Raw genomic sequence first — 20,140 nt, forward strand, 5'->3', positions numbered from 1 at the left:
GCAGGAAAAGAGCGCATCAACAGCAAAGGGCGCCGCCCACGCGGCGCCCTTTGCTGTTGTACAGGGGGCTTGCTGGAATCACAGCAGCATTGTGTGCATTATTAATAATGCGGGAGTCATCAGGGTCTTCCGCCCCTTGGGGGAGTCGTACCACACCTGCCCACAACGCCATGCTATCCCACACTTATCGTAGTTTTGATGATGGCGACACCGTCACCGCGCTCGGCTATGACATCGTCATTCGCCGCCGAAACGTGGGTCTGCTCGACTTCCCCAGCGGGGAATTAGTCGCCTGCGACCCCCTCAAATACTTGGAGACAGAACCGTTCGACGTGATGCTCGCGCCGGGCAGCTACCCGGTCATCCTCATCATCGCCGAGTTGCGCGACGAGAACCGGGTGGCCTACGCCACCTTGGAGGTCAGCGACAAAGAGGCGGTGCGTTGGCAGCGCGCGCGCCTGCAAGAAGACGAGCAGAGCAACCTGTTGCACTTCGACGCCGGCTACCCGGTCGACTCCTCGGTGGGCTGCTTCATCGACGCCCACACCGCCGGCGTGCTGATGAACTACACCCACACGGTGCTGCCCGACGAGGACGAGTTCAAGCGCGCCCTGCACTACAAGTTCAACCGCCACCGCAAGCAGGGCTACTCGTGGGCGAACGTCAACCTGGGCCGCGACCTGAAGATCCCCGGCGCCGAGAGCCTGAACCTGATCGCCTTCGAGACCGGCTTCGGCCCGGGACTCTACGAGACCTGGATCGGCTTCGACGACGACGACCGGGTCTGCCGCGTGGTCACCGACTTCCAGGTCCTCGACCTGAAGTTCAACACCTTCCGGTTCCGCTAGACGCGGGTCGCATAGGAGGCAGTGCTTCTAGCGCTGGTCGCAAACTCTTCCTCTCCGCCCGCAGCGAAGCAAAGGGAAGGAGAGGACCGAGGAGAGGCCCCCCTCTCCACCCGAAGCGAAGCGAGGGAAGGAGAGGGAGCGAGGGAGAGGCCAGCGACACGGAGGAGGATTCAGGAGGAGGCACTCACCCCTCTCCAAGCCCCCACCAACGCCTCCGCCGCCCGCTCCACCTCGTCCATCGTCGTCTGCCGCCCCAACGACAACCGCACCGACCCCACCGCCTCGTCTTCCGCCACGCCCATCGCCTCGAGCACCCGCGAGATCGTCACCTCGCCCTCGTGACACGCCGACCCGGTCGACGCCGCGACCTCGTCGGCCGCCGCGAGCACGTCCTGGCCCATCACGCCGGGGAACCGCACGTTGAGCGTGTTCGGCAAGCAGTTGTCGAGGTCGCCGTTGACCGTAATCCCCGACACCGCCCCCGAAAGCCGCGCCCACAGCGCGTCGCGCAGCCGACGCATCTCGTCGGCCGCCTCGTCGAGGCTCTTGTGGGCCAGCTCGCACGCCTTGCCCAGCCCCACGATCGAGGCGACGTTCTCGGTGCCCGGCCGCAGCCCACCTTCGTGGTCGGCCCCGAAGGTCACCGCCTCGAGCGGCGTCATCTCGCGCACGAACAGCGCGCCGACGCCCTTGGGGGCGTACAGCTTGTGGCCGGCGATCGTCATCAGGTCGAGGCCGAGGTCTTCGACCCGCACCCAGATCTTTCCGAGCGACTGCGCCGCGTCCGTGTGGAACACCGCCCCGTGCGCGTGGGCGAACTCGGCGAGCTCGTCGACCGGCTGGATGGTGCCCACCTCGTTGTTCGCGTGCATCACGGTCACCAGCGCGCACTCGTCGTCGATCACCTCGGCGGCGTGGCCCAGGTCGACGCAGCCGGTGGCGTCGACCTCCAGGCGGGTGACCCGCCAGCCCTGGCCTTCGAGCCAGGCGCACGGCTTTTCGACCGCCGGATGCTCCACCGACGAGGTCACGATATGCCGCCGCCCCTCGGCGGCCGCGCGCGCCGCGCCGCGGATCGCCAGGTTATTCGCCTCGGTGCCGCCCCCGGTGAACACGACCTCCTCGGGCCAGCAGCCGATAAACTCGGCGACCTGCTCGCGCGCCTGGTCGACCGCCCGACGCGCGCGCTTTCCATACACGTGGCTGCTCGACGGGTTGCCGAAATGCTCGCGCAGGTACGGGAGCATCGCGTCGACGACCTCCGGCAAGAGCGGGGTGGTGGCGTTGTAGTCGAGGTAGATGGGGTTCATCGGGGGATCCTTTTTGACAGTGATCGAGCTGCGACCTTCTCCGAGGGTGCGCCTCGCCGAGTGCGCGAAGCGCACATCGGCTGGGCTTACCCCCGGTGACGAGGGGTCTCAGCTCTAGCATACGAAGAAGCAAGATTCCCCCTAGTCACCGGGGGTAAGCGTAATCGAGGCGCCCTCAGGCGCGCTCGATGAGCGCACCCTCGGGAAGGGACGCAGCTCGTCAAGTCATCACCCCTCGATCCTCAAACCGGCAGCTCATCGAGCCACCCCAGCTCCCACACACCCCACAGCCCAATCAAAATCGCCTCCGCCGCATCGTGCCGAAGCGACGTCGGCCGGTCCGCCCCCGACCACTCGATGACCTCGCGGGCGAGCTCGTCGGCCGCCTCCTTCGCGTCGGCCCCGCTGCGGCGCTGACGCTTCAGCAAAATATCCGGGCGCCACGCCTCCGCCCCGATGACCTCGAAGCTCAAGCCCTGCTTTTTGGCCGCCTTCTCCCAGGCCTGCGCCAAGTTGCGGTCGCCCTCGGCGACGATGTGGGTGAGCCCGTCGACGCCGCGCAAAATCCCCCACACGGCGTTCTTCATCGTGCGCGCGCTGCCGAAATTGGTCGACCGGTAGCTCTCGAGGCGTCCGTTGCGCCCGTAGACGGCCAGCCCGCAACGCACGCCCAGGTCGACGGCGAGGAGTTTGGATGGATCGTTCATGAGCTACTCACTTGCGAGCCGCCTTCTTTGGAGGCAGACCTTCCAGGTCTGGTGGCAGAAGCGTGCAGCCTTGCGCCCAGGGCAAGATGCCCTGCCTCCAAAGGCCGCTGTGGTTTGGAGGCAGACCTTCCAGGTCTGGTGGCAGAAGCGTGCAGCCTTGCTCCCAGGGCAAGATGCCCTGCCTCCTATGGTCTTTAAAACTCGACGCGAAGCATCGCTCCGTTACCCGTCAGCCCCACCGACCACTTCAGCTTGCTCGCCTGGCCGTCGGAGACGTCCTCGGGCAGGCCCAGCTCCTTGCGAAGCTTGCGGTTGTGCTTGTCGGCCACCTGGCTCACGGGCAGGTGCTCGGCCTTCCCCACGATGGTCTCGTCGTCGACCTTCGCGTTGTCGGCGAGCACGTCGTCGTTCATCACCAGCTCGAACCGGCCGCTTTGGCGCAGCGCCTTCTCGAGGGTGTCGGCGGCCATCTCGGCCTCGGCGTGGCCGCCGGCGGCCACCACGATGACGCTGGCGTTGTCGCCGGTCGCAAAGTAGCTCGCCGCCGCGTCGCCCGGGAAGGTCGCGACCCACTCGCCGAGCGGGTCGGGTTGTTCCTGGTTTGCCGATTCCGGGTCGGCCGTCTCTTCCTCAGGACTCGGCGCCTCCTGGGCGAAGCTCGACGAGGGAATCAGTAGAGAAGCGACCAAAAGGGCGACGGACGTGCGGCGACAAAACATACAAACAGCCTCGAATCAGAATCACAGATAAAATCAATCGGCCACGATCTAGAACTCGACGCGCAGCCGCAGTCCGCCGCCGTCGGCATTGCCGGTGGCGTCGATCGACCAACTGTAGTTGCTCGCCTGCTCGTCAGCCAGCGCGTCGGCCAGGCCCAGGCGCCGCTTGAGTCGCTGGTTGTGCTTGTCGGCCAGGCGCTTCGCCTCGCTGAGCTCGACGGGGTGCGGGTTGATCAACAGCGAGCCGAGGTAGACCAGCGAGCCCGCCCCGAACAGAATCCAACCGTTGCGCTGGCGCGTATCATAGATCTCCTGGTCTTTCTCGATCGCCGCCTCCACACGGTCCTGGCAGGCATTGTACTGCGCCTCCTGCTCGTACCAGTCGTACTTGGCGTCGCAATCCACGTAGTCGATATCGAGCCACGGGTCTTTGGCCGTCATGCCGTAGGCCGCACCTCCGATGGCCACGGCGACCCCGACCCCGAAGAGGCCATATTTCAAAGCGCGCTTTTTGTTGTAGTCGTCGGCCAAGTCCGACCGCCCGATCTCCTCGTAGAACTCGTCGACCGCGAGCGGCTTTTTGTACTTGCCGCGATACACGTTGCTCCACTGCCCCACCACGCTGCCGTACTGATTGACGGCGGTGACGTCCTCGAACCAGATATAGTTCTCGAGGTACTCCTGCTTGGCCCGCGCGAGCTCGCGGTCGCTGAGGCTCGGATCGTCAGCCTCGGCCTGCTCGACCTGCTCCTCGGTCGTCTCGGCGACGGCCTCGGCGGCCTTCTTGCTCACTCCCGAGCCCGGGCTGGAGGCCACCTCGGCGCTCGCCTCGACGGGCACACCGCGGGTGGCCGACATCGCCGCGACCGCCTCGCTCGACACCTTGTCGTAGATCGTGACCACCGCCGTGGGCGGCTGGCCCGCGCCGGCGTCGAACACGCGCACGATCGCCATGTAGCGCACCGGCAGATGCTTGGCCTTCGCAAAGATCTGCTCGTCGTCGAGCTTCGAATTGTCGGCGAGCATGTCGTCGTTCATCACCAGCTTGAACTTGCCGGTGTTGCGAAGCGCCTCCTCGAGCACGTCGGTCGCCATGTCGACCTCGGCGTGCTCGCCGGCGGCCACCACGACCGTGCGAACCTTGCTCGACGTGGGAAAGTAGCTCGCCGCCGCGTCGCCCGGGAAGGACTTGGTCCACTCGCTCCGAGCGTCGGGCTGTTCGGCGTCTTGGGGCTCGGTCTCGGTCGAGCCGGGGTCTTGGGCGAGGACCGCGGTCGGTGTGCTCGCAAGCGAGAGGGTGAGCAACGAGGCGATTAATCGTCGATTTGGCATGGGTCCGCCCAGGCTAAACAGGGGAAATAGAGCGCGGCGAGTTTAGGCGGGCGTCGATCCCGCGTCAACGTGGCTTCGGGCGTTGCGAAACGTGCGTCGGTCGCTCCGATGGCCGTTTCTCATTTGCGAAACGCGCGTCGGTCGCTCCGAGGCGACCTCTCGCAAGTGCATAAGGCGCGTCGGTCGCTCCGACGGGCTTTTTTCATTTGTAAAACGCGCGTCGGTCACTCCGATGCGGCCTCTCGCAAGTGCATAAGGCGCGTCGGTCGCTCCGTTCGCCGGTTCGCATTTGCCAAGATGCCCGTCGGTCGCTCCGACGCGACTTCTTCTGCCGCAAAAACGCGCGTCGGTCGCCCCGAACGCCGTTTTACACCTTCGAGACGTGTCAGAACCCGACCCGCACGCTCATCCCACGCGGGCTCACGCCCACCGACCACTCCCACGCGCTCGCGTGCTCGTTGGCCGCGGCCTCGGGCAGGCCGAGCTCGTCGCGGATCTCTTGGTTATGCTCGCCGGCGAGTTGCTTGGCCTCGTCGAGCTCGATGGGGTGCGGGTTGTAGAGCATCCCGACGAACACCGACGACACGAACAGGCCGCCGCCGACCACGCCGGCGGTCACCAGGCGCGTCTCGTCGCCCGGCTCGCCGGTGAGCAACAGCGCGGCCGCCGAGCCGGCGCCCAGCGTGGCCAGGCCTGCCACCGTCGTCCACTTGATCGTGCTGTGCGTGTCGTACGCCTCGGCCAGATCGGGCCGGCCGATCTCGCGGTAGAACGCCTCGCCCTCGAGCGACTCCTTCTGGTCGCCGCGGTAGACGCGCTTCCACTGGCTGAGCGGCGCCTCGTTGCCCGCCTCGTCGAACCAAACATAGCGCGCCAGGTACGCCCGGCGCGCCGGGTCGGCCGCGCGCTCGGCCGTCTCGACGGCCCCCGCCGCCGCGTCGGCGCCGGCTCGTTCGGCGTCTTGTTTGCCCTGCTCGGTTTGTTGGCTGGCGTTGTCGGTCTTCTCGGTCTCCTCAGTCTGCGCAGGCGCGCTGTCCGCCGGCGGCCGGTCGCTCGGCTTGGGCTCCGCCCCGCGGGTCACCGACAGCGCCGTGGCCGCCTCGCCGGTCGCCTTGTCGTAGACGGTCACCACCGCCGTGGGCGGCTTGCCCGCCGCCCCGGCATACACGCGCACCACGGCGACCTGCCCGACGGGCAGGTGCTTGGCCTTCGCGACAATCTTGGCGTCGTCGACCGCCGAGTTGTCGGCGAGCGCGTCGTCGTTCATGACGAAGTGAAACGCGTCGCTGTCGCGCAGCGCGCCCTCGAGCGTATCGGCCGTCAACTCAACCTCGCTGTGTTCGCCCGCGGCGACCACGATGACCGCGGCGTCGTCGCCCCGACGAAAGTAGGTCAACGTCGCGTCCGCGCCGAACGAGGCGCGCCAGGCGCCCGCGGCCGTGCTCGACTGCGCGTCGGGCCCCTCGGCCGCGCCCATCGGGCCGCGCGGTTCGTCGGAGGGTGCATCGTCCTGGGCGAAGGCGGCGCCAGGGGCCAGGGTGAGGGTGGCGATAATGAGTAGAAGCGTCAGGGGGCGGTACGGCATGGGAGGCTCTCGAGTCGCTGCGGGTTGGCAATGCGCGGCGAGTCTAGCAGGTGGGGGAGGGGCGTCAAATCGGAGTCAGGGAGGGGACGAAGGAGGCGGATAAAGACCGATCACGATCACGACGACGATCACGCCACGATTGACCGTGAGCGTACATTTCGGTCGTGATCGTGATCGTCGTCGTGATCGGCAGTTCCATATCGGCAGTTCTATCCGCCTCTCAGCAAATCCGCGTCATCAAGCTCCGTCGCACATAGCGCCGTCGGTCGAGCCGTCGGACTGGCACGTATTACCCGCCTCCGGGTTACTGGCCGACGTCCCGCACCAACTACTCATGCACTCGTCCGAGCTCTCGCACGGCTCGCCTGCGGCCTTCAAGGCCGTGCACGTGCCCGAGAAACTGCCCGACGAGCCGTCCTCGGCGACCTTGCAGTAGGTGCTCTCGTTGCATTGGCCGTAGTTGCAGCCCTCGCCCTCGCCCTTGCGCGCCTTGCACACGTTGGGCGACTCGCCGGTTTCGGGGTCGTAGGTCTCGCAGTAGGCGCCGTCGACGCACCCGCCCGAGTCGCACGACTCGCCCACGGCGCTGGGCGCCTTGCACGTGCCCACGGTCTGACCGGTGTCCGAGTCGTACTGCTGGTCGCAGAACAGCCCGTCTTTGCACGACTGCGAGCTGCCGCCGCACGCGTCGCCCACGTCGCCGATCTTCTCGCAGGTGCCCACGAATTCACCGGTGTCCTCGTCGTACTCCTGGTTGCAATAGGTTCCCTCGACGCACTCGTCCGACCACTCGCACGCCTCGCCGATCGCAAAGCCCGTCGAGCAGGTGCCCGGCTGGGTGACCTCACCGTTCTCGCTCCACTCCTGGCCCATGCACTCGCCGACGACGCATTCTTCGTCCGAGTAGCACTCCCCGCCGTCCTCGACCTGGCCCTCGAGCGTCTTCTCGCAGACCTCCGGCTCCGCTGCGCCATCCGGGAAGACGCCGTAGGAGCAGTCGAGCGACTCCATGGTCGCCAGGCAGTCGCCGGCGTTGTCGGCGCTATACGTCGCGCGCCCCGACTCGACGCTGTCGTTCATCTGCCCGAGCAGGTTGCCGAACAACGCCTGCGCCTTGGTCTGGCACTCCGCCTCGTTGGCCGCCCCACCGAACTCCGAGAGCACCTCCTGCTTCTCGGCCTCGTCGCAGCAACCGAAGATCCGCCCACACACGATCTCGGCGTATTTTTGCGGCAACTGGTCGAGAGCCACGGGCGGACCGTCGACGACGGGAATGTTACTGCCGCCATCGTATTTGCAGACCCTCGACACGCCCGCGTCGCTCCCCTCGGCGGGTTCTTCGTCGCTGAGCTCGCAGGTGTAGTTAGAGGGACAATCGTCGTTCGTCTCACAGGAGATCGGGCTACTGCTGCCGCCCGAGGGGTCGCCGCAGCCGACGAAGAGACAGGTGCTCAGGCCGACCAGGACGACCCCGAGGGTGCGGGCGCCCAGTGGGCGGAATAGTTCGTGTAATTTTTTCATGGTGACTTCCTCAATTCATAGGTGAATAGCGACGGGGCTATCGTAGAGGAAGTTGGGGGTGGAGCCAAGAATTGGAGGATGGGGAGACGCGGATAAAAGCCGATCACGATCACGACGACGATCACGGTCGAAGCCGACGTAAGCGGTCAATCAACCGTGATCGTGATCGTCGTCGTGATCGTGATCGGCCGTTCCCTCCGCAGTTCCCGATCAGAGAAATTCTGCCAATTTCCCGCTCAGCGCATCTTCTAGGCCGCCTCCGCTAAAAAAGGACGCAACAAATCGAGCTCCTGCGCCGAAAACCGTAATGAGGCGACTCCTTGATGGTGGTCGCTCTCATGATCGTTCTGTTTCAACTATCAACCTCGAGGAGACTCGAGAAGGAGATAACATGCTCGCTTATGAGAAACTCGATGTTTACCAGTGTTCCCTCGATTTTGTCGCCCTGAGCGCCCAAGTGATCGAGGCGCTACCGCGCGGCCATAGCGATGTCGCCAACCAATTTCATCGAGCAGCCTATTCAGTTCCACTTAATATCGCAGAAGGTAGCGGAAAGATGACCGCCAAAGACTCGCGTCGCTACCGCGCGATTGCGCGTGGTTCAGCTGCCGAATGCAACGCGATTCTCGATGTCCTCGATCGCCTTAATGTCATCGAGTCACAGCAGTACCGGAAGGGCAAAGAGTTGACGAAGCGGATGGTGCAGATGTTGACAAAGATGTGCTGATAGTCCGCAGACGCGGATAAAAGCCGATCACGATCACGATCACGACGACGATCACGGTCGAAGCGAACGTAGGCCGTCAATCAACCGTGATCGTGATCGTCGTCGTGATCGTGATCGGCCGTTCCCTCCGCATTTCCCGATCAGAGAAATTCTGCCAATTTCCCGCTCAGCGCATCTTCTAGGCCGTCTCCGCTAAAAAGGGACGCAACAAATCGAGCCCCAATGTCATCGAGTCACAGCAGTACCGGAAGGGCAAAGAGTTGACGAAGCGGATGGTGCAGATGTTGACAAAGATGTGCTGATAGCCCGCAGACGCGGATAAAAGCCGATCACGATCACGATGACGATCACGGTCGAAGCGAACGTAGGCCGTCAATCAACCGTGATCGTGATCGTCGTCGTGATCGTGATCGGCCGTTCCCTCCGCATTTCCGCCAATTAACACCTCACCGAAGCTTCTCCTGCATCACCTTAATTAAGCCACCGGCCAGCACCATCACCACCTGCCGCGCCGACAGGGAATGCACCGCCTCGAAGGTCTCGCCTTTGGTCACATTCTCCACCTCCACCGTGCACCCCTCCTGAATCTGCTCACGCACATCCGATATCCGCAGCGTGTCGCCTTGGTCGATCGCCTCGTAATCCTCGTCAGACTGGAACTCGAGCGGCAAGACGCCGAAGTTGGCCAGGTTTTGCCAGTGGATGCGCGCATAGCCCTTGGCGATGGCGAAGCGCAGGCCCAGAAAGCGCGGGGCGAGGGCGGCGTGCTCGCGGCTCGAGCCCTGGCCGTAGTTGCAGCCGCCGACGACGCTGTGGCCGTCGACGTCGTCGTCTTCGTCGCGGTAGTGCAGGGCGCGGTCGTAGTACTCGGGGTCGACCACGTCGAAGGTGTACGTGGAGATCTCGGGGATATTGCTGCGAAGCGGCAGGACCTGGGCGCCGGCGCGCAAGATCTCGTCGGTGGAGATGTCGTCGCCCATCTTCAGGGCGACCGGGGCGCATAAGTTGTCGGGCAGGGGGTCGAAGTCGGGGATTTGGGTGACGTTGGGGCCCTTTTGGAGCTCGTAGGACTTCGCCTCGTCCTCCGGGAGCGGGGGGACGAGCATGTCCTCGTCGATGATGATGTCGTCGGGCTCGTCGAGGCGCGGGTAGTCCATGTCGAGGTCGCGTGGGTCGGTGATTTCGCCGCGCAAGGCGCTCGCCGCGGCCGTCTCGGGGCTGACCAGGTAGACCTCGTCTTCCTCGGTGCCCGAGCGGTTGGGGAAATTGCGCGGGACGGTGCGCAGGCTGATGCGGCCTTTGGCCGGCGCCTGGCCCATGCCGATGCAGCCGTTGCAGCCGGCCTGGTGGAGCCGGGCGCCCGACTGGATGAGGCTCAACAGGTGGCCGTCGCGGGTGAGGTTCTCCAAGATCTGGCGCGAGGTGGGGTTGATGTCGAAGGAGACGCGGTCGTGGACCTCTTTGCCGCGTACGATCTCGGCGACCACCGCGAAGTCGCGCCAGCCGGGGTTGGCCGAGGAGCCGACGTAGGATTGGTAGATGGGTCGGCCGGCGACCTCGCGCACGGGCACGACGTTGCCGGGGCTCGAGGGGAGGGCGCATAGCGGCTCGAGCTCGCCCAAGTCGATCTGCTCGTGGACGTCGTACTCGGCGTCGGCGTCGGCGACGAGCTCGGTCCAGTCGTCCTCGCGGCCCTGGCGGCGAAGAAAGCGCCGGACCTCCTCGTCGGACGGAAAGACCGTCGACGTCGCCCCGAGCTCGGTGCCCATGTTGGCGATGACGTGGCGGTCCATGGCCGACAGGCTGGCCAGCCCGGGCCCGTAATACTCGATGATGCGGTTTTTGCCGCCGTCGACCCCGTGGCGGCGGAGCATCTCGAGGATGACGTCCTTCGCGCTGACCCAGTCGGGCAGCTCGCCTGTGAGCTCGACGCCCCAAACTTGGGGCATCTTGATGTTGAGCGGCTCGCCGGCCATCGCCAGGGCGACCTCCAGGCCCCCCGAGCCGATCGCGAGCATGCCGATGGCCCCGGCGGCGGGCGTGTGGCTGTCCGAGCCCGCCAACGTCTTGCCCGGCACGCCGAAACGCTCCTGATGCACCGGGTGGCTCACCCCGTTGCCCGGCTTGCTGTACCAGATCCCCCACTTCTTGCAGGCGCTTCGCAAAAAGAGGTGGTCGTCGGGGTTCTTGTTGTCCTCCTGGATGAGGTTGTGGTCGACGTACTGCGCCGAGAGTTCGGTCTGCACCCGCTCCAACCCCATCGCCTCCAACTCGAGCATCACCAGCGTGCCGGTGGCGTCCTGGGTGAGCGTCTGGTCGATCCTCAGCCCGATCTCTTCGCCGGGCTCCATCTCCCCGGTCCCCCCATCCCGCCGAACAAGGTGCGACTCGATCAGCTTCTGCGCGACATTCTGGCCCATCTCGACCCTCCGGTGGTTGAATTTATCCCACCGAAAGCTCCCAACGAACCGGTAGAGGTCAAAGAAAAAAGCCCGCGAGTGCGGGCTTTGGAGAGGGGGGATTCACCACGGGGACACGGGGGACACGGGGATAAAAAGTCTTTCCCCGTGCTCTCTGTGCCCACCGTGGTGATTGATCCCTTAGCTACCGTACTTGACGCTGCAGCCGTACGGCTTGGTCTCCGACTTGGGCACGTCTTTGCCCTCTTTGAGCGCCTGGACCGCTTGGGTCACGTAGTTGGTGCGCTCTTCGACCTTCTTCTTGCCGCGCGGGTCGTCGTCGATGGCGCCGCGGTAGCGAAGCACGCCCTCTTTGTCGACCACGTACATGTGCGGGGTGGTCTTGGCGTCATACATCTTGCCGACTTTGCCGTCGGCGTCGAGGAGCACGGGCATGTCGAAGCCCCACTCTTCTTTCGACTTCTTGGCGCTCTCCGCGGTCACCGTGTTGGTGGTGTCGACGGCCAGCCACACGACCTCTTCGGCACCGCCGACGGCTTCGTGGGTCTTGGTCATCGTCTTCTCTTCCTCTTTGTGGCGCACCACGTACGGGCAGCCCGGGTTGGTCCACTCGAGCACGACGATCTTGCCCTTGTAGTCGCTCAGCTTGTGCGTCTTGCCGCTGGCGTCTTTGAGCTCGAAGTCGGGGGCCGGCTCGCCCACGGTCGCCGTGGCGGTCTCTTCGCCCTCGGCTTTGTCGGCTTCTTCGCCCTCTTTGGCGGCCGCGCCTTCGTCGGCCTCTTCGGCCTTCTCGGCGGCTTCTTCGCCTTCTTTGGCCTCACCTTCGGCCTCGACGGCCTCGGCCTGGTCGCCCGTGGCGGCTTCTTCTTTCTTCTCGCAGGCGACGCCCAGGGCGAGCACGCCGGTCAGGATCAACGACAGAATCGTCTTGGTCTTCATTCTAGACTCCTAGCACGGTTGAGTAGTGATTCGCGCAGATCTTGGCAGAAGGGGGGAGGGGTTGGCAAGGGGGCCTCCTCCTCGATCCTCCTCCACTTCGCTTCGCTCGCGGAGGAGGGGACCCCTCCTTGGTCCTCCCCACTTTGGGACTGCAAAGTGGGGAGGAAAATGTCGGTCTGTTGCGCCAATTAGCCGAAACTATTTGCTCAGCGCCTCGACCAACAACTCCACCGTCAACACCTCCGGCAACACCTGCGGGTCGTTAGGATGCTCCGGGTGGTACACCAGATACATCGGCACGCCGCCCTTGCCGTGCTCGGCGAGTTTTTGGCGGATGCGCTCGTCGGGGTTGGTCCAGTCGGCCTTGATGGTGACCACCTCGTTGTCGGCGATGGCCCCTTTGACCTCGGGGGTGTCGATGATGGTGCGCTCGTTGACCTTGCAGGTGATGCACCAATCGGCGGTGAAGTCGACGAAGACGACGTTGCCGTCGGCGAGCTCTTCTTGGACCGCCTCTTCGGTCCACTCGCGCCACTGGATGCCGTCGGCCGGCGCGGACTGCGCGCTCGCCGCCTTCTGGCGGTCGAAGTCGAGCACGTACCAGCCGGTTGCGGCGACGACGAGCGCCGCCAGGAGGGTGAAGCCCCATTTGCGCACGCCCTCGAAGCGGTACTGAATCTTGCCGAAGAACCACGCCCACAGCGCGAGCACGCTCAAGAAGATGATGAGCTGGACGATACCGTCGGCGCCGGCCATCTGGCCCAGAATCCAGAAGAGCCACACGACCGTGCCGATGAGCGCGAAGCCCAAGACCTCTTTGAGGACGCTCATCCAGGCGCCGGGTTTGGGCAGGAGCTTGGCGGCGCCGGGGGTCAACGTGAGCACCACGAAGGGGGCGGCCAGCCCCAGGCCGAGCATCACGAAGATGGCGATGATCGTCCACGCGCTCGACGCCAAGGCGAAGCCGACCGCCGTGCCCAGAAAGGGCGCCGAGCAGGGCGTCGCCAAGATCACGGCGAGCACGCCCTCGGCGGCGCTTCGGCGCAGGCCGCTGGCCTGGTGGGTCTTCTCGGCCAGCTCGTTGGGGGCCACGCTCACCTCGAAGACGCCAAAGAGGTTGAGCGCGAAGAGCACCAAGATCGCGCACAGCGCGGCGATGAAGAGGGGCTCCTGGAACTGGAAGCCCCAGCCGACCTGCGTGCCGGCGGCGCGAAGGCCGACGACCACCAGCGCCAGCGCCAACAGTGAGCCGACCACCCCGCCGGTGTAGGCCATCCCGTGCGACAGAATGCTCTTCTTCGACTCGTGGACGAGCTGGGTGAACGAGCTGACTTTGATGGCCAAGACCGGGAAGACGCACGGCATCAGGTTCAAGATCATGCCGCCGAAAAAGGCGAGCAGCAGGGCCTTCCACCAGGCGATCGGCTCGGCGGGGCCGGGCTTGGAGGGCCCAGGCTTGGAGGGCTTGGCTTCTGCTTTGTCCGCGCTCTCAGCGCCCGTCACGGCTCCGAGCAACGGGCTGTCGATCTCTTCGACCTCGGCGCCTTTCGGCCCCCGCGGGAGCGGCTCGTCGACCAGAAGCTCGACCTTCTCGCCGTCGCGCTCCAGGTGAATCACCCCCGACAGGCGCTCGCCGTCCTTCGGCTCGTTGGACCCGGCTTTGCCCGCGAGCTCCAAAATCTGGCCGTGCTCGGCACTCGGATGGGCGCGAACGCCCACCACCTCGAGCTTCGCCTGGGCGGTGGTGTCGGGGATGAACGCGTATTTGCGGATATCGTAGGCGACCGTGTACGGCTCGCAGTCCTCCGCGCGCTCGGGGCAGTAGTCGAGGGCGATGGCCGCGCGAAACTCGTCGCCGGGGCGAATCGGCTCTTGGGACAGGGCGGTGGCGACCGCGATGCCGAGCTCGTCGGCGGTCTCGGTCAGGTTCTTCTGGGCCCGCTCGAACAGCGCGCGCACCTCGTCGGGCGCGGGCGTCGTCTCGTCGGCCACGGGGATGGAGCGCTCGAGCTTGGAGTTGCCGGGGATGCACTCGACCTTGCAGGCCAGGTAGTCGACCTCGGCGCTGACGGTGAACTCGCCGCTCGCGTCTTGGGAGACGTTCGCGTCGGCAAAGAAGAGCACCTGCTCGCTGTAGCCGAAGGTGTAGACCTCGCCGGCCTTGTCGACGAAGACGTGCGGGGCGGGCCACTGCAACTCGCCCACGGTCGCGCTGTCGCTCGCCAAGTCGGTGTCGGTCGACAGCCCCGCGTCGCCGCTATTACGCCAGTAGATATGCCAGTCGGGATCGAGGGTGTAGAGCACCCCGACGCGCACGGTATCGCCCGCTTTGACCTGGCTGGCGTCGATCAGAAGGCGCGTCTCCACGCGCGGATCGTTGCCGTCGACCGCCCCTTCGCCGTAGGCGGAGTCGGGGACCTCGGGGACGGCGAAGGCGGTGCTGGTCACGAGGGTGAGCAGCAGGGCGGCGAGGATGGCGGGTATGTGGCGTGTGTGGGTCATGATCTGAAGTTTTGAAATCCCTTGCTTTTTGGCGGGGCCCCTCCGTCGGCTCAGCTACGCTTCGCCGACACCTCCCCTGGGCCTGTAACGCGGCCCGGGGAGGGGGATTGCGCGTCTGAACCACTTTCCTTGCCTGCAATCCCCTTCCCCGGCGCGCTTTTCAGCGCCAGGGGAAGTGCCTCGCGCTGTCTGCGAGGCGAAGGGGCCCCGACAGTAAGCAAGGGAGCGCAGGTCCTTACTCACCCAAACAACCCAGCATACATCTGATCTTCCGGCAACGCCGCCTGCTGCGCCTCCGAGAGCTCACGGATTCCTTTGTCGGCGACCTCCAGCAGCGCCAAGAGCTCTTTGTGCGAGAAGGTCGACTCCTCGCCGGTGCCCTGGATCTCGACGAACTCGCCCGAGCCGGTCATGACCACGTTCATGTCGACGTCGGCGGTGCTGTCCTCTTCGTAGGGCAGGTCGAGCAGGACCTGGTCGCCGAGCACGCCGGCCGAGATGGCGGCGACGTTCTCGCGAAGAGGCATCTCCTCGATGGCGCCGCGCTCGACGAGGCGGCCGCAGGCGAGGGCGAGGGCGACGAAGGCGCCGGTGATGGAGGCGGTGCGGGTGCCGCCGTCGGCCTGCAGGACGTCGCAGTCGAGCCAGATGGTGTGGCCGGGGAGTTTTTCGAGGTCGCATACGGCGCGCAGGCTGCGGCCGATGAGGCGCTGGATCTCTTTGGTGCGTCCGCCCACGCGGCGACGCTCGCGGCGAAAACGCGGCGCGGTCGAGCCGGGCAGCAGGGCGTACTCGGCGGTGACCCAGCCGCGCTCGGGCTCGGCGTCGCGCATCCAACGCGGCACGCTCTCCTCGACGCTGGCGGTGCACATCACCTTGGTTTTGCCCATGCTGATGAGCACCGATGCCTCGGGCATCTCGGTGAAGTCGGTCTGGATGGTCACGGGGCGAAGTTCGTCGAGGTCACGGCCGTCGAAGCGATCTGTCATGGGAGCTCCAGTTAAGAATGATTGATCAAAAAAGCTATTTGGGCCGACAAACTACAATTTGAGGGTCGAATTGGCCACCGCATCCGATGACACGACCCTCAAATTGTCGTCTGTCCGCCCAAATAGCGACTTGGCCACCGCATCCGATGACACGACCCTCAAATTGTAGTTTGTCCGCCCAAATAGGCGACAATTCTTGCAAGCAAGGCCAAGGCTTACTTCTTGGAGCGCTCGACCAGCTTGGCGTCGAAGTCCTCGACCGATTTGATCAGCGCTTTGACGACCTTTTCGCGGTGGTTCTTCTCGACGACCTTCTGGCCCTCTTTGGGGTGGGTCAAAAAGCCCGCCTCGACGACCACGGCGGGCATCAACGCCCCGCGCAGCACGCCGAAATTGGCCTGCTTGACGCCGCGGTTGGTCGACTCGAGCTTCTTGGCGAGGTTGTTCTGGATCGTCTCGGCCAGCAGCCCGCTCTCCTTGTGCTGACGCTCGCGATCGAGGTCACGCTTGAGCTCGACGAGCGCGTCGTTGTAGACGCCGTCCTTCTTGGTCCCGATCGGCGTCTCGATGCCCGACACCACGTTCTTGGCGGTGGCGATGGGCTCGCCCTTTTTCTCCTCTTCGCCCGGCGTGGCTTCGCTGGCCAGCAGGAAGTAGGTCTCGTAGCCGACCGCGCGGTCGTGGACCGCCGCGTTGTAGTGCAACGACATGAACATGTCGGCGCCCATCAGGTTGGCGAAGTGGACCCGCTCGGTCAGGCTCATGTCCTTGTCCCAGTAGCGGGTCAGGATGACTTTGACGTCGGGGTATTTGCGGTGGATCTGGTCGCGCAGCCGGTAGGCCAGCGCCATGGTCAGGTATTTTTCTTTGATCTCGGCCACGCCCAGCGCGCCCGAGTTTTCGCCGCCATGACCGGGGTCGATGACGATGGTGCGCACCTTTTGGAGCGACTTTTTGGGCGCCTTTTTCCCGTCGAGCTCGAAGGAGAAAGCGCGCGCGCGGTCGTCGAGGGTCAAAACGGTGGGGAGATCGATCCCAGTCAGCGTGCCCGGAGGAAACGCGGCCGCCGTGCCGGCCGTAGCGAGCACCGCTGCGAAGATGAGGATCGCGACAATGGTGTGACTTCGAATGAACGACATAGCGAGTTACATCGACTTCGTGGTCATGAAGTAGGGCGCCGTCCTTGGCTGCCCAATCCACCGTGACCGTACCACGTTGTCCTACACGCGCAAATTTTTTGCGCGGCTTAGAAACGGAAGTTCAGGCCCAGGTTCAAATCGAAGTTGATGCCCGTCTCGGGCACCAACACGATCAAGTAGCCGTCGGCGGCCAGCTCGACGTTCTCGTGGACCGGCCACATCGCGCCGGCGCCGACGCCGAAGTGAGCCCAACCGGGGCGCACCGTGTCGCGCACGTAGCAGAAGTCGCCCACGACCGGGTCTTCGACGCGGTCTTTGCCTTCACATTGCGGCGCGGGCGTCTGGCCGTCCTCGAGGTAGTACGACTCTTTGAGCCGCAGCCAGTGGCGCACGCGGCCGATGCCGGCGCCGGTGCTCGAGTACATGCGGAAGCGGCTGATGTCTTTGAAGAACCAGCGGTACTTGAAGCCCAACAGGCAGTCGCCGGGCATGCCCAACCCGAAGCACTCGTCTTTGGTGTCGAGGAACGAGTTGCCGCCCTTGGACTCGGCCGGGATGCGGCTGAAGTCCTGCGGCGGGGAGAACTGCCAGCGGAAGTACATGCCCAGGTGGGCGTTGTCGGTGATCATGTAGCCGGCGTCGAGCATGCCGTGGCCGAACGCCGGGGCCAGACCGCCCGATACGGCGCGCTCGGGGTGCGCCGTGGGGTTGCCGCCCGGCAAGAAGCCGAGCCCGGAGCCACCGGTGACCATGACGTAGACTTTGTGACCGGAGGCGTCTGCCGGAACTTCCGGCTCCTCGGTGCCGCCGCCTCCACCCTGGCCTTTGCCCTTGCCCTGGCCGTCGACGACCTTCTGGTCATCGCTCGAGCCGAGCACGGTGGTGTTCATCGGCGAGGTCTGCGTGCCCGCCTGGCCGATGACGTTGCCGGCGCGGTCGACCGCCTCGATATAATATTCGATCTGGCTGGTGCGCACCTGCTCGGCGGGGATCTCCACCGCAAAGCGTGTGGTTCCGGTGGGCTTCATCTCGAGCTTCTCGAACTCGTTCTCACCGAAGCGCCGATGCAGCACGAACACCCGGTAAACGGGCATGTCGGCGGGCACAAACGCCTCGAGCTCGAGCGGCTCGCCGGCCTTGGCGGTCGCCGGCGGGGTGTGCTCGAACTTGCCGCTGCCGGCCTGCGCGTTGCCCTGGCCCTGCTCGCTGCCCGAATCGTCCTTGGGCTCGGGCACCTGCTGGCGGGCCTGCGCCATCGCCTTCTCGAGGCTCGGGTTCTTGTAGTGCGGCGGGATGCTCACGTCGTAGTCGTGGCCCAGCGCCGAGACAAAGCGCTCCTTGGCCTTGGCTTCGTCACGCCCCTCGGCGAACTCGACGATGGCCAGCATGACGTACAACTCGGCGACCACCGGGCTGCTGATGCCTTCGCTCTGGGCCAGCCCGATGGCGTTTTGGAGCTTGTTCTTGGCGTCGCCGATCATCAGGACGTCGTAGTCCTCGGTGGCCTGCTTGAGCATGCCCTCGAGCTTCGACTCGGTGTCTTGGGCGACGGCAACCGACGGCACGGACATGACGGCGGTGCCGGAGGCAGCCATCATGAGCGCAACGAATGTAAGGCGTGTCAGACGCTTCATAGGAGTGGCATCCAGTGGGTGCGAACGAACGGCGAGGCCGCTGGAGGGTGTCCAGCGGCCTCAGTCCCGGAGTCGCTCGTGATCATCTCTCGGTGATGTGAATCTCCACGCGTCGGTTGGCCGCGCGTCCAGCCTTGGTCGCGTTGTCCTCGATGGGTCGGTCTTCGCCGAAGCCCTTCGAGAGCATGCGCGATGAGTCGATGCCTCGGCCGACCAGGTACTGCACGACGCTCGCGGCGCGCTCGTCGGACAGCTTCTGGTTGTACCTGTCGCTGCCGCGGCTGTCGGTGTGCCCTTCGATGCGCACCTTGATGGTCGGGTTGGCGGCGAGCACCTCGGCGACCTCGTTCAGGAGCGGGTAGCTCTGCGGGAGAATGTCGGATTTGGCCGTCTTGAAGTGAACTTTCTCGTTGAGCTTGATCTGGTCGCCTTCGACCTTGACCAGCTTGCGCTCCTCGGGGCAGCCGTCGTCATCGACGTCGCCGTCGTAATCTTCAGCCTCCAAGGGACACTTGTCGAGCATGTCGGCGATGCCGTCGGCGTCGTTATCCGTCTCCGGGCAGCCGTCTTCGTCCTGATAACCGTCGAAGTCTTCGGGCTTGCCGGCGCACTGGTCGTTGAGGTCGGCGATGCCGTCGAAGTCGTTGTCGAACTCGGGGCAGCCATCTTCGTCGCGGAAGCCGTCGACGTCCTCTTTGACGAACGGACACTGATCGGTCACGTCGGCGATGCCGTCGCCGTCGTTGTCATCATCGGGGCAGCCATCCTCGTCCTCGAACCCGTCGATGTCCTCGGGGTCCATCGGGCACTGGTCCTCGTTGTCGAGCAGCCCGTCGCCGTCCTGATCTTTGGGCTGAGGCTTGGCCTCGGCGACCTCGACGGTGGGGGTCTTCTCGACCTGCATGGCGACCGCCTGGTCACGACACTCGTCGAAGTCCGACATCTTGTCGGCCTTCTTGGCGTGCTCCTCGGCGCGGTAGATATGATTGCGCGCACGCACGAAGTCGCCCTGGTTGAGCTCGTAGAGGCCGAACTCGACGCTCGACTCGGCGATGGCGATCTCGTGGGGCGCGCATCGGTAGGCGCGCTCGTGGATCGTCTCGTTGAGGGCCTGAATCTCTTTGGCCTGACCGCGAAGCTTGGCGCCCGTGCTGCAGCCGACCGTGCCCAAGGAGAGCAGGGCGACCATCATGCCGAGGGCCAGCGAAATATATTTTGTCCGGTTCATCAACGCGAACCTCTTACGTCGTTACCGTCAGTAAATCATCGAAAGCGGCCGTGCCGCCTGCACTGCTTAGAACCCGCGAGGACCTGCCTCGGTGTCGGATTCTGCCTGCTTTTTCTGAGCCCCTTCGACCTCTTGGGTCTTGGCTTTGTCGACCGGGCTACCGGTCCAGGGGTCCTCTTTGGCCTTCAAGATCGCCGCACGCGCGGCCTGCTTGGCCTTGCGCGCGTAATCGTAAGCCGCCTCGAAGTCGGAGTAGCCCCACTCCTCTTTGGCTTTGTGCAGGTAATATTTGGCGCTGAAGTATTCGTAGGGCGCCTTTTCGTGCGCCTCGACCACTCGCGCGCGTTCGAAGTCGACTTCGGCTTCGCTGATGCGCTGGGTCGACTGGACGGGTCCACACCCGACGAGCAAAACAGTCACCAATACGAGCGTGGCAGCCACCAGGCCACCACGCGCCGTCGTGCCGAGGGTACGTACGGTGTCTCTCAAAACTTGCATAGAACTTGTCGGCGAGAAAGTACTTTTGCGGCCTCCCCACAA

Annotated in this window: 16 protein-coding genes; 2 read left to right on the forward strand and 14 right to left on the reverse strand. The window is 65.0% G+C overall.

Annotated elements, in window-relative coordinates; translation table 11 throughout:
• Positions 1-170 precede the first annotated feature (170 nt).
• Positions 171-848, forward strand: coding sequence for a DUF4241 domain-containing protein (locus tag FIV42_RS13545; RefSeq protein WP_168210627.1), 678 nt, complete (start codon positions 171-173; stop codon positions 846-848).
• A gap of 170 nt (positions 849-1,018) precedes the next feature.
• Here the strand turns inward: FIV42_RS13545 and FIV42_RS13550 are convergent, their stop codons facing one another.
• From FIV42_RS13550 to FIV42_RS13575, 6 genes are all read right to left on the reverse strand, one after another.
• On the reverse strand, positions 1,019-2,158 hold the full coding sequence (locus FIV42_RS13550; RefSeq protein ID WP_141198215.1) for a cysteine desulfurase family protein: 1,140 nt from the start codon (positions 2,156-2,158) through the stop codon (positions 1,019-1,021).
• Between the two features lie 242 nt (positions 2,159-2,400).
• Entirely contained in the window at positions 2,401-2,865 is a 465-nt protein-coding gene (locus tag FIV42_RS13555; protein WP_141198216.1) for a hypothetical protein, read from the reverse strand.
• A 194-nt stretch (positions 2,866-3,059) separates the two neighbouring features.
• Positions 3,060-3,584 (reverse strand): hypothetical protein, encoded by a 525-nt coding sequence (locus FIV42_RS13560; RefSeq protein WP_141198217.1) that lies wholly within the window; start codon positions 3,582-3,584, stop codon positions 3,060-3,062.
• Between the two features lie 48 nt (positions 3,585-3,632).
• Positions 3,633-4,916: a hypothetical protein gene (locus FIV42_RS13565; RefSeq protein WP_141198218.1), complete on the reverse strand. Its 1,284-nt coding sequence runs from the start codon at positions 4,914-4,916 to the stop codon at positions 3,633-3,635.
• A gap of 385 nt (positions 4,917-5,301) precedes the next feature.
• On the reverse strand, positions 5,302-6,501 hold the full coding sequence (locus tag FIV42_RS13570) for a hypothetical protein (protein WP_141198219.1): 1,200 nt from the start codon (positions 6,499-6,501) through the stop codon (positions 5,302-5,304).
• Positions 6,502-6,738: 237 nt separating this feature from the next.
• A complete protein-coding gene (locus tag FIV42_RS13575) occupies positions 6,739-8,022 on the reverse strand; it encodes a hypothetical protein (protein WP_141198220.1) in 1,284 nt (427 codons plus the stop codon).
• Between the two features lie 391 nt (positions 8,023-8,413).
• Here FIV42_RS13575 and FIV42_RS13580 point away from each other — a divergent pair, with 391 nt between their 5' ends.
• Positions 8,414-8,749, forward strand: coding sequence for a four helix bundle protein (locus tag FIV42_RS13580; RefSeq protein ID WP_168210628.1), 336 nt, complete (start codon positions 8,414-8,416; stop codon positions 8,747-8,749).
• Positions 8,750-9,195: 446 nt separating this feature from the next.
• Here FIV42_RS13580 and FIV42_RS13585 read toward each other — a convergent pair whose 3' ends face one another.
• From FIV42_RS13585 to FIV42_RS13620, 8 genes are all read right to left on the reverse strand, one after another.
• On the reverse strand, positions 9,196-11,169 hold the full coding sequence (locus FIV42_RS13585; RefSeq protein ID WP_141198222.1) for an aconitate hydratase: 1,974 nt from the start codon (positions 11,167-11,169) through the stop codon (positions 9,196-9,198).
• A gap of 180 nt (positions 11,170-11,349) precedes the next feature.
• Positions 11,350-12,108 carry a thioredoxin family protein gene (locus FIV42_RS13590; RefSeq protein WP_141198223.1) on the reverse strand — a complete coding sequence of 253 codons (759 nt, stop codon included), beginning with the start codon at positions 12,106-12,108 and terminating at the stop codon, positions 11,350-11,352.
• A 198-nt stretch (positions 12,109-12,306) separates the two neighbouring features.
• Positions 12,307-14,610 (reverse strand): protein-disulfide reductase DsbD family protein, encoded by a 2,304-nt coding sequence (locus FIV42_RS13595; protein WP_141198224.1) that lies wholly within the window; start codon positions 14,608-14,610, stop codon positions 12,307-12,309.
• 239 nt (positions 14,611-14,849) lie between these two features.
• Entirely contained in the window at positions 14,850-15,599 is a 750-nt protein-coding gene (gene rph, locus FIV42_RS13600) for a ribonuclease PH (protein WP_141198225.1), read from the reverse strand.
• A 215-nt stretch (positions 15,600-15,814) separates the two neighbouring features.
• Complete coding sequence (locus FIV42_RS13605; RefSeq protein WP_141198226.1) at positions 15,815-16,738, reverse strand: N-acetylmuramoyl-L-alanine amidase family protein; 924 nt, start codon at positions 16,736-16,738, stop codon at positions 15,815-15,817.
• Between the two features lie 107 nt (positions 16,739-16,845).
• Positions 16,846-18,372: a hypothetical protein gene (locus tag FIV42_RS13610; protein WP_141198227.1), complete on the reverse strand. Its 1,527-nt coding sequence runs from the start codon at positions 18,370-18,372 to the stop codon at positions 16,846-16,848.
• Positions 18,373-18,454: 82 nt separating this feature from the next.
• Positions 18,455-19,600, reverse strand: a complete 1,146-nt coding sequence (locus FIV42_RS13615; RefSeq protein ID WP_222615454.1) for an OmpA family protein — start codon at positions 19,598-19,600, stop codon at positions 18,455-18,457.
• Between the two features lie 66 nt (positions 19,601-19,666).
• A complete protein-coding gene (locus FIV42_RS13620) occupies positions 19,667-20,098 on the reverse strand; it encodes a DUF4398 domain-containing protein (RefSeq protein ID WP_141198228.1) in 432 nt (143 codons plus the stop codon).
• Positions 20,099-20,140: the final 42 nt, after the last annotated feature.

The sequence above is a fragment of the Persicimonas caeni genome, from assembly GCF_006517175.1.
GTDB classification, from domain to species: Bacteria; Myxococcota_A; Bradymonadia; order Bradymonadales; family Bradymonadaceae; genus Persicimonas; species Persicimonas caeni.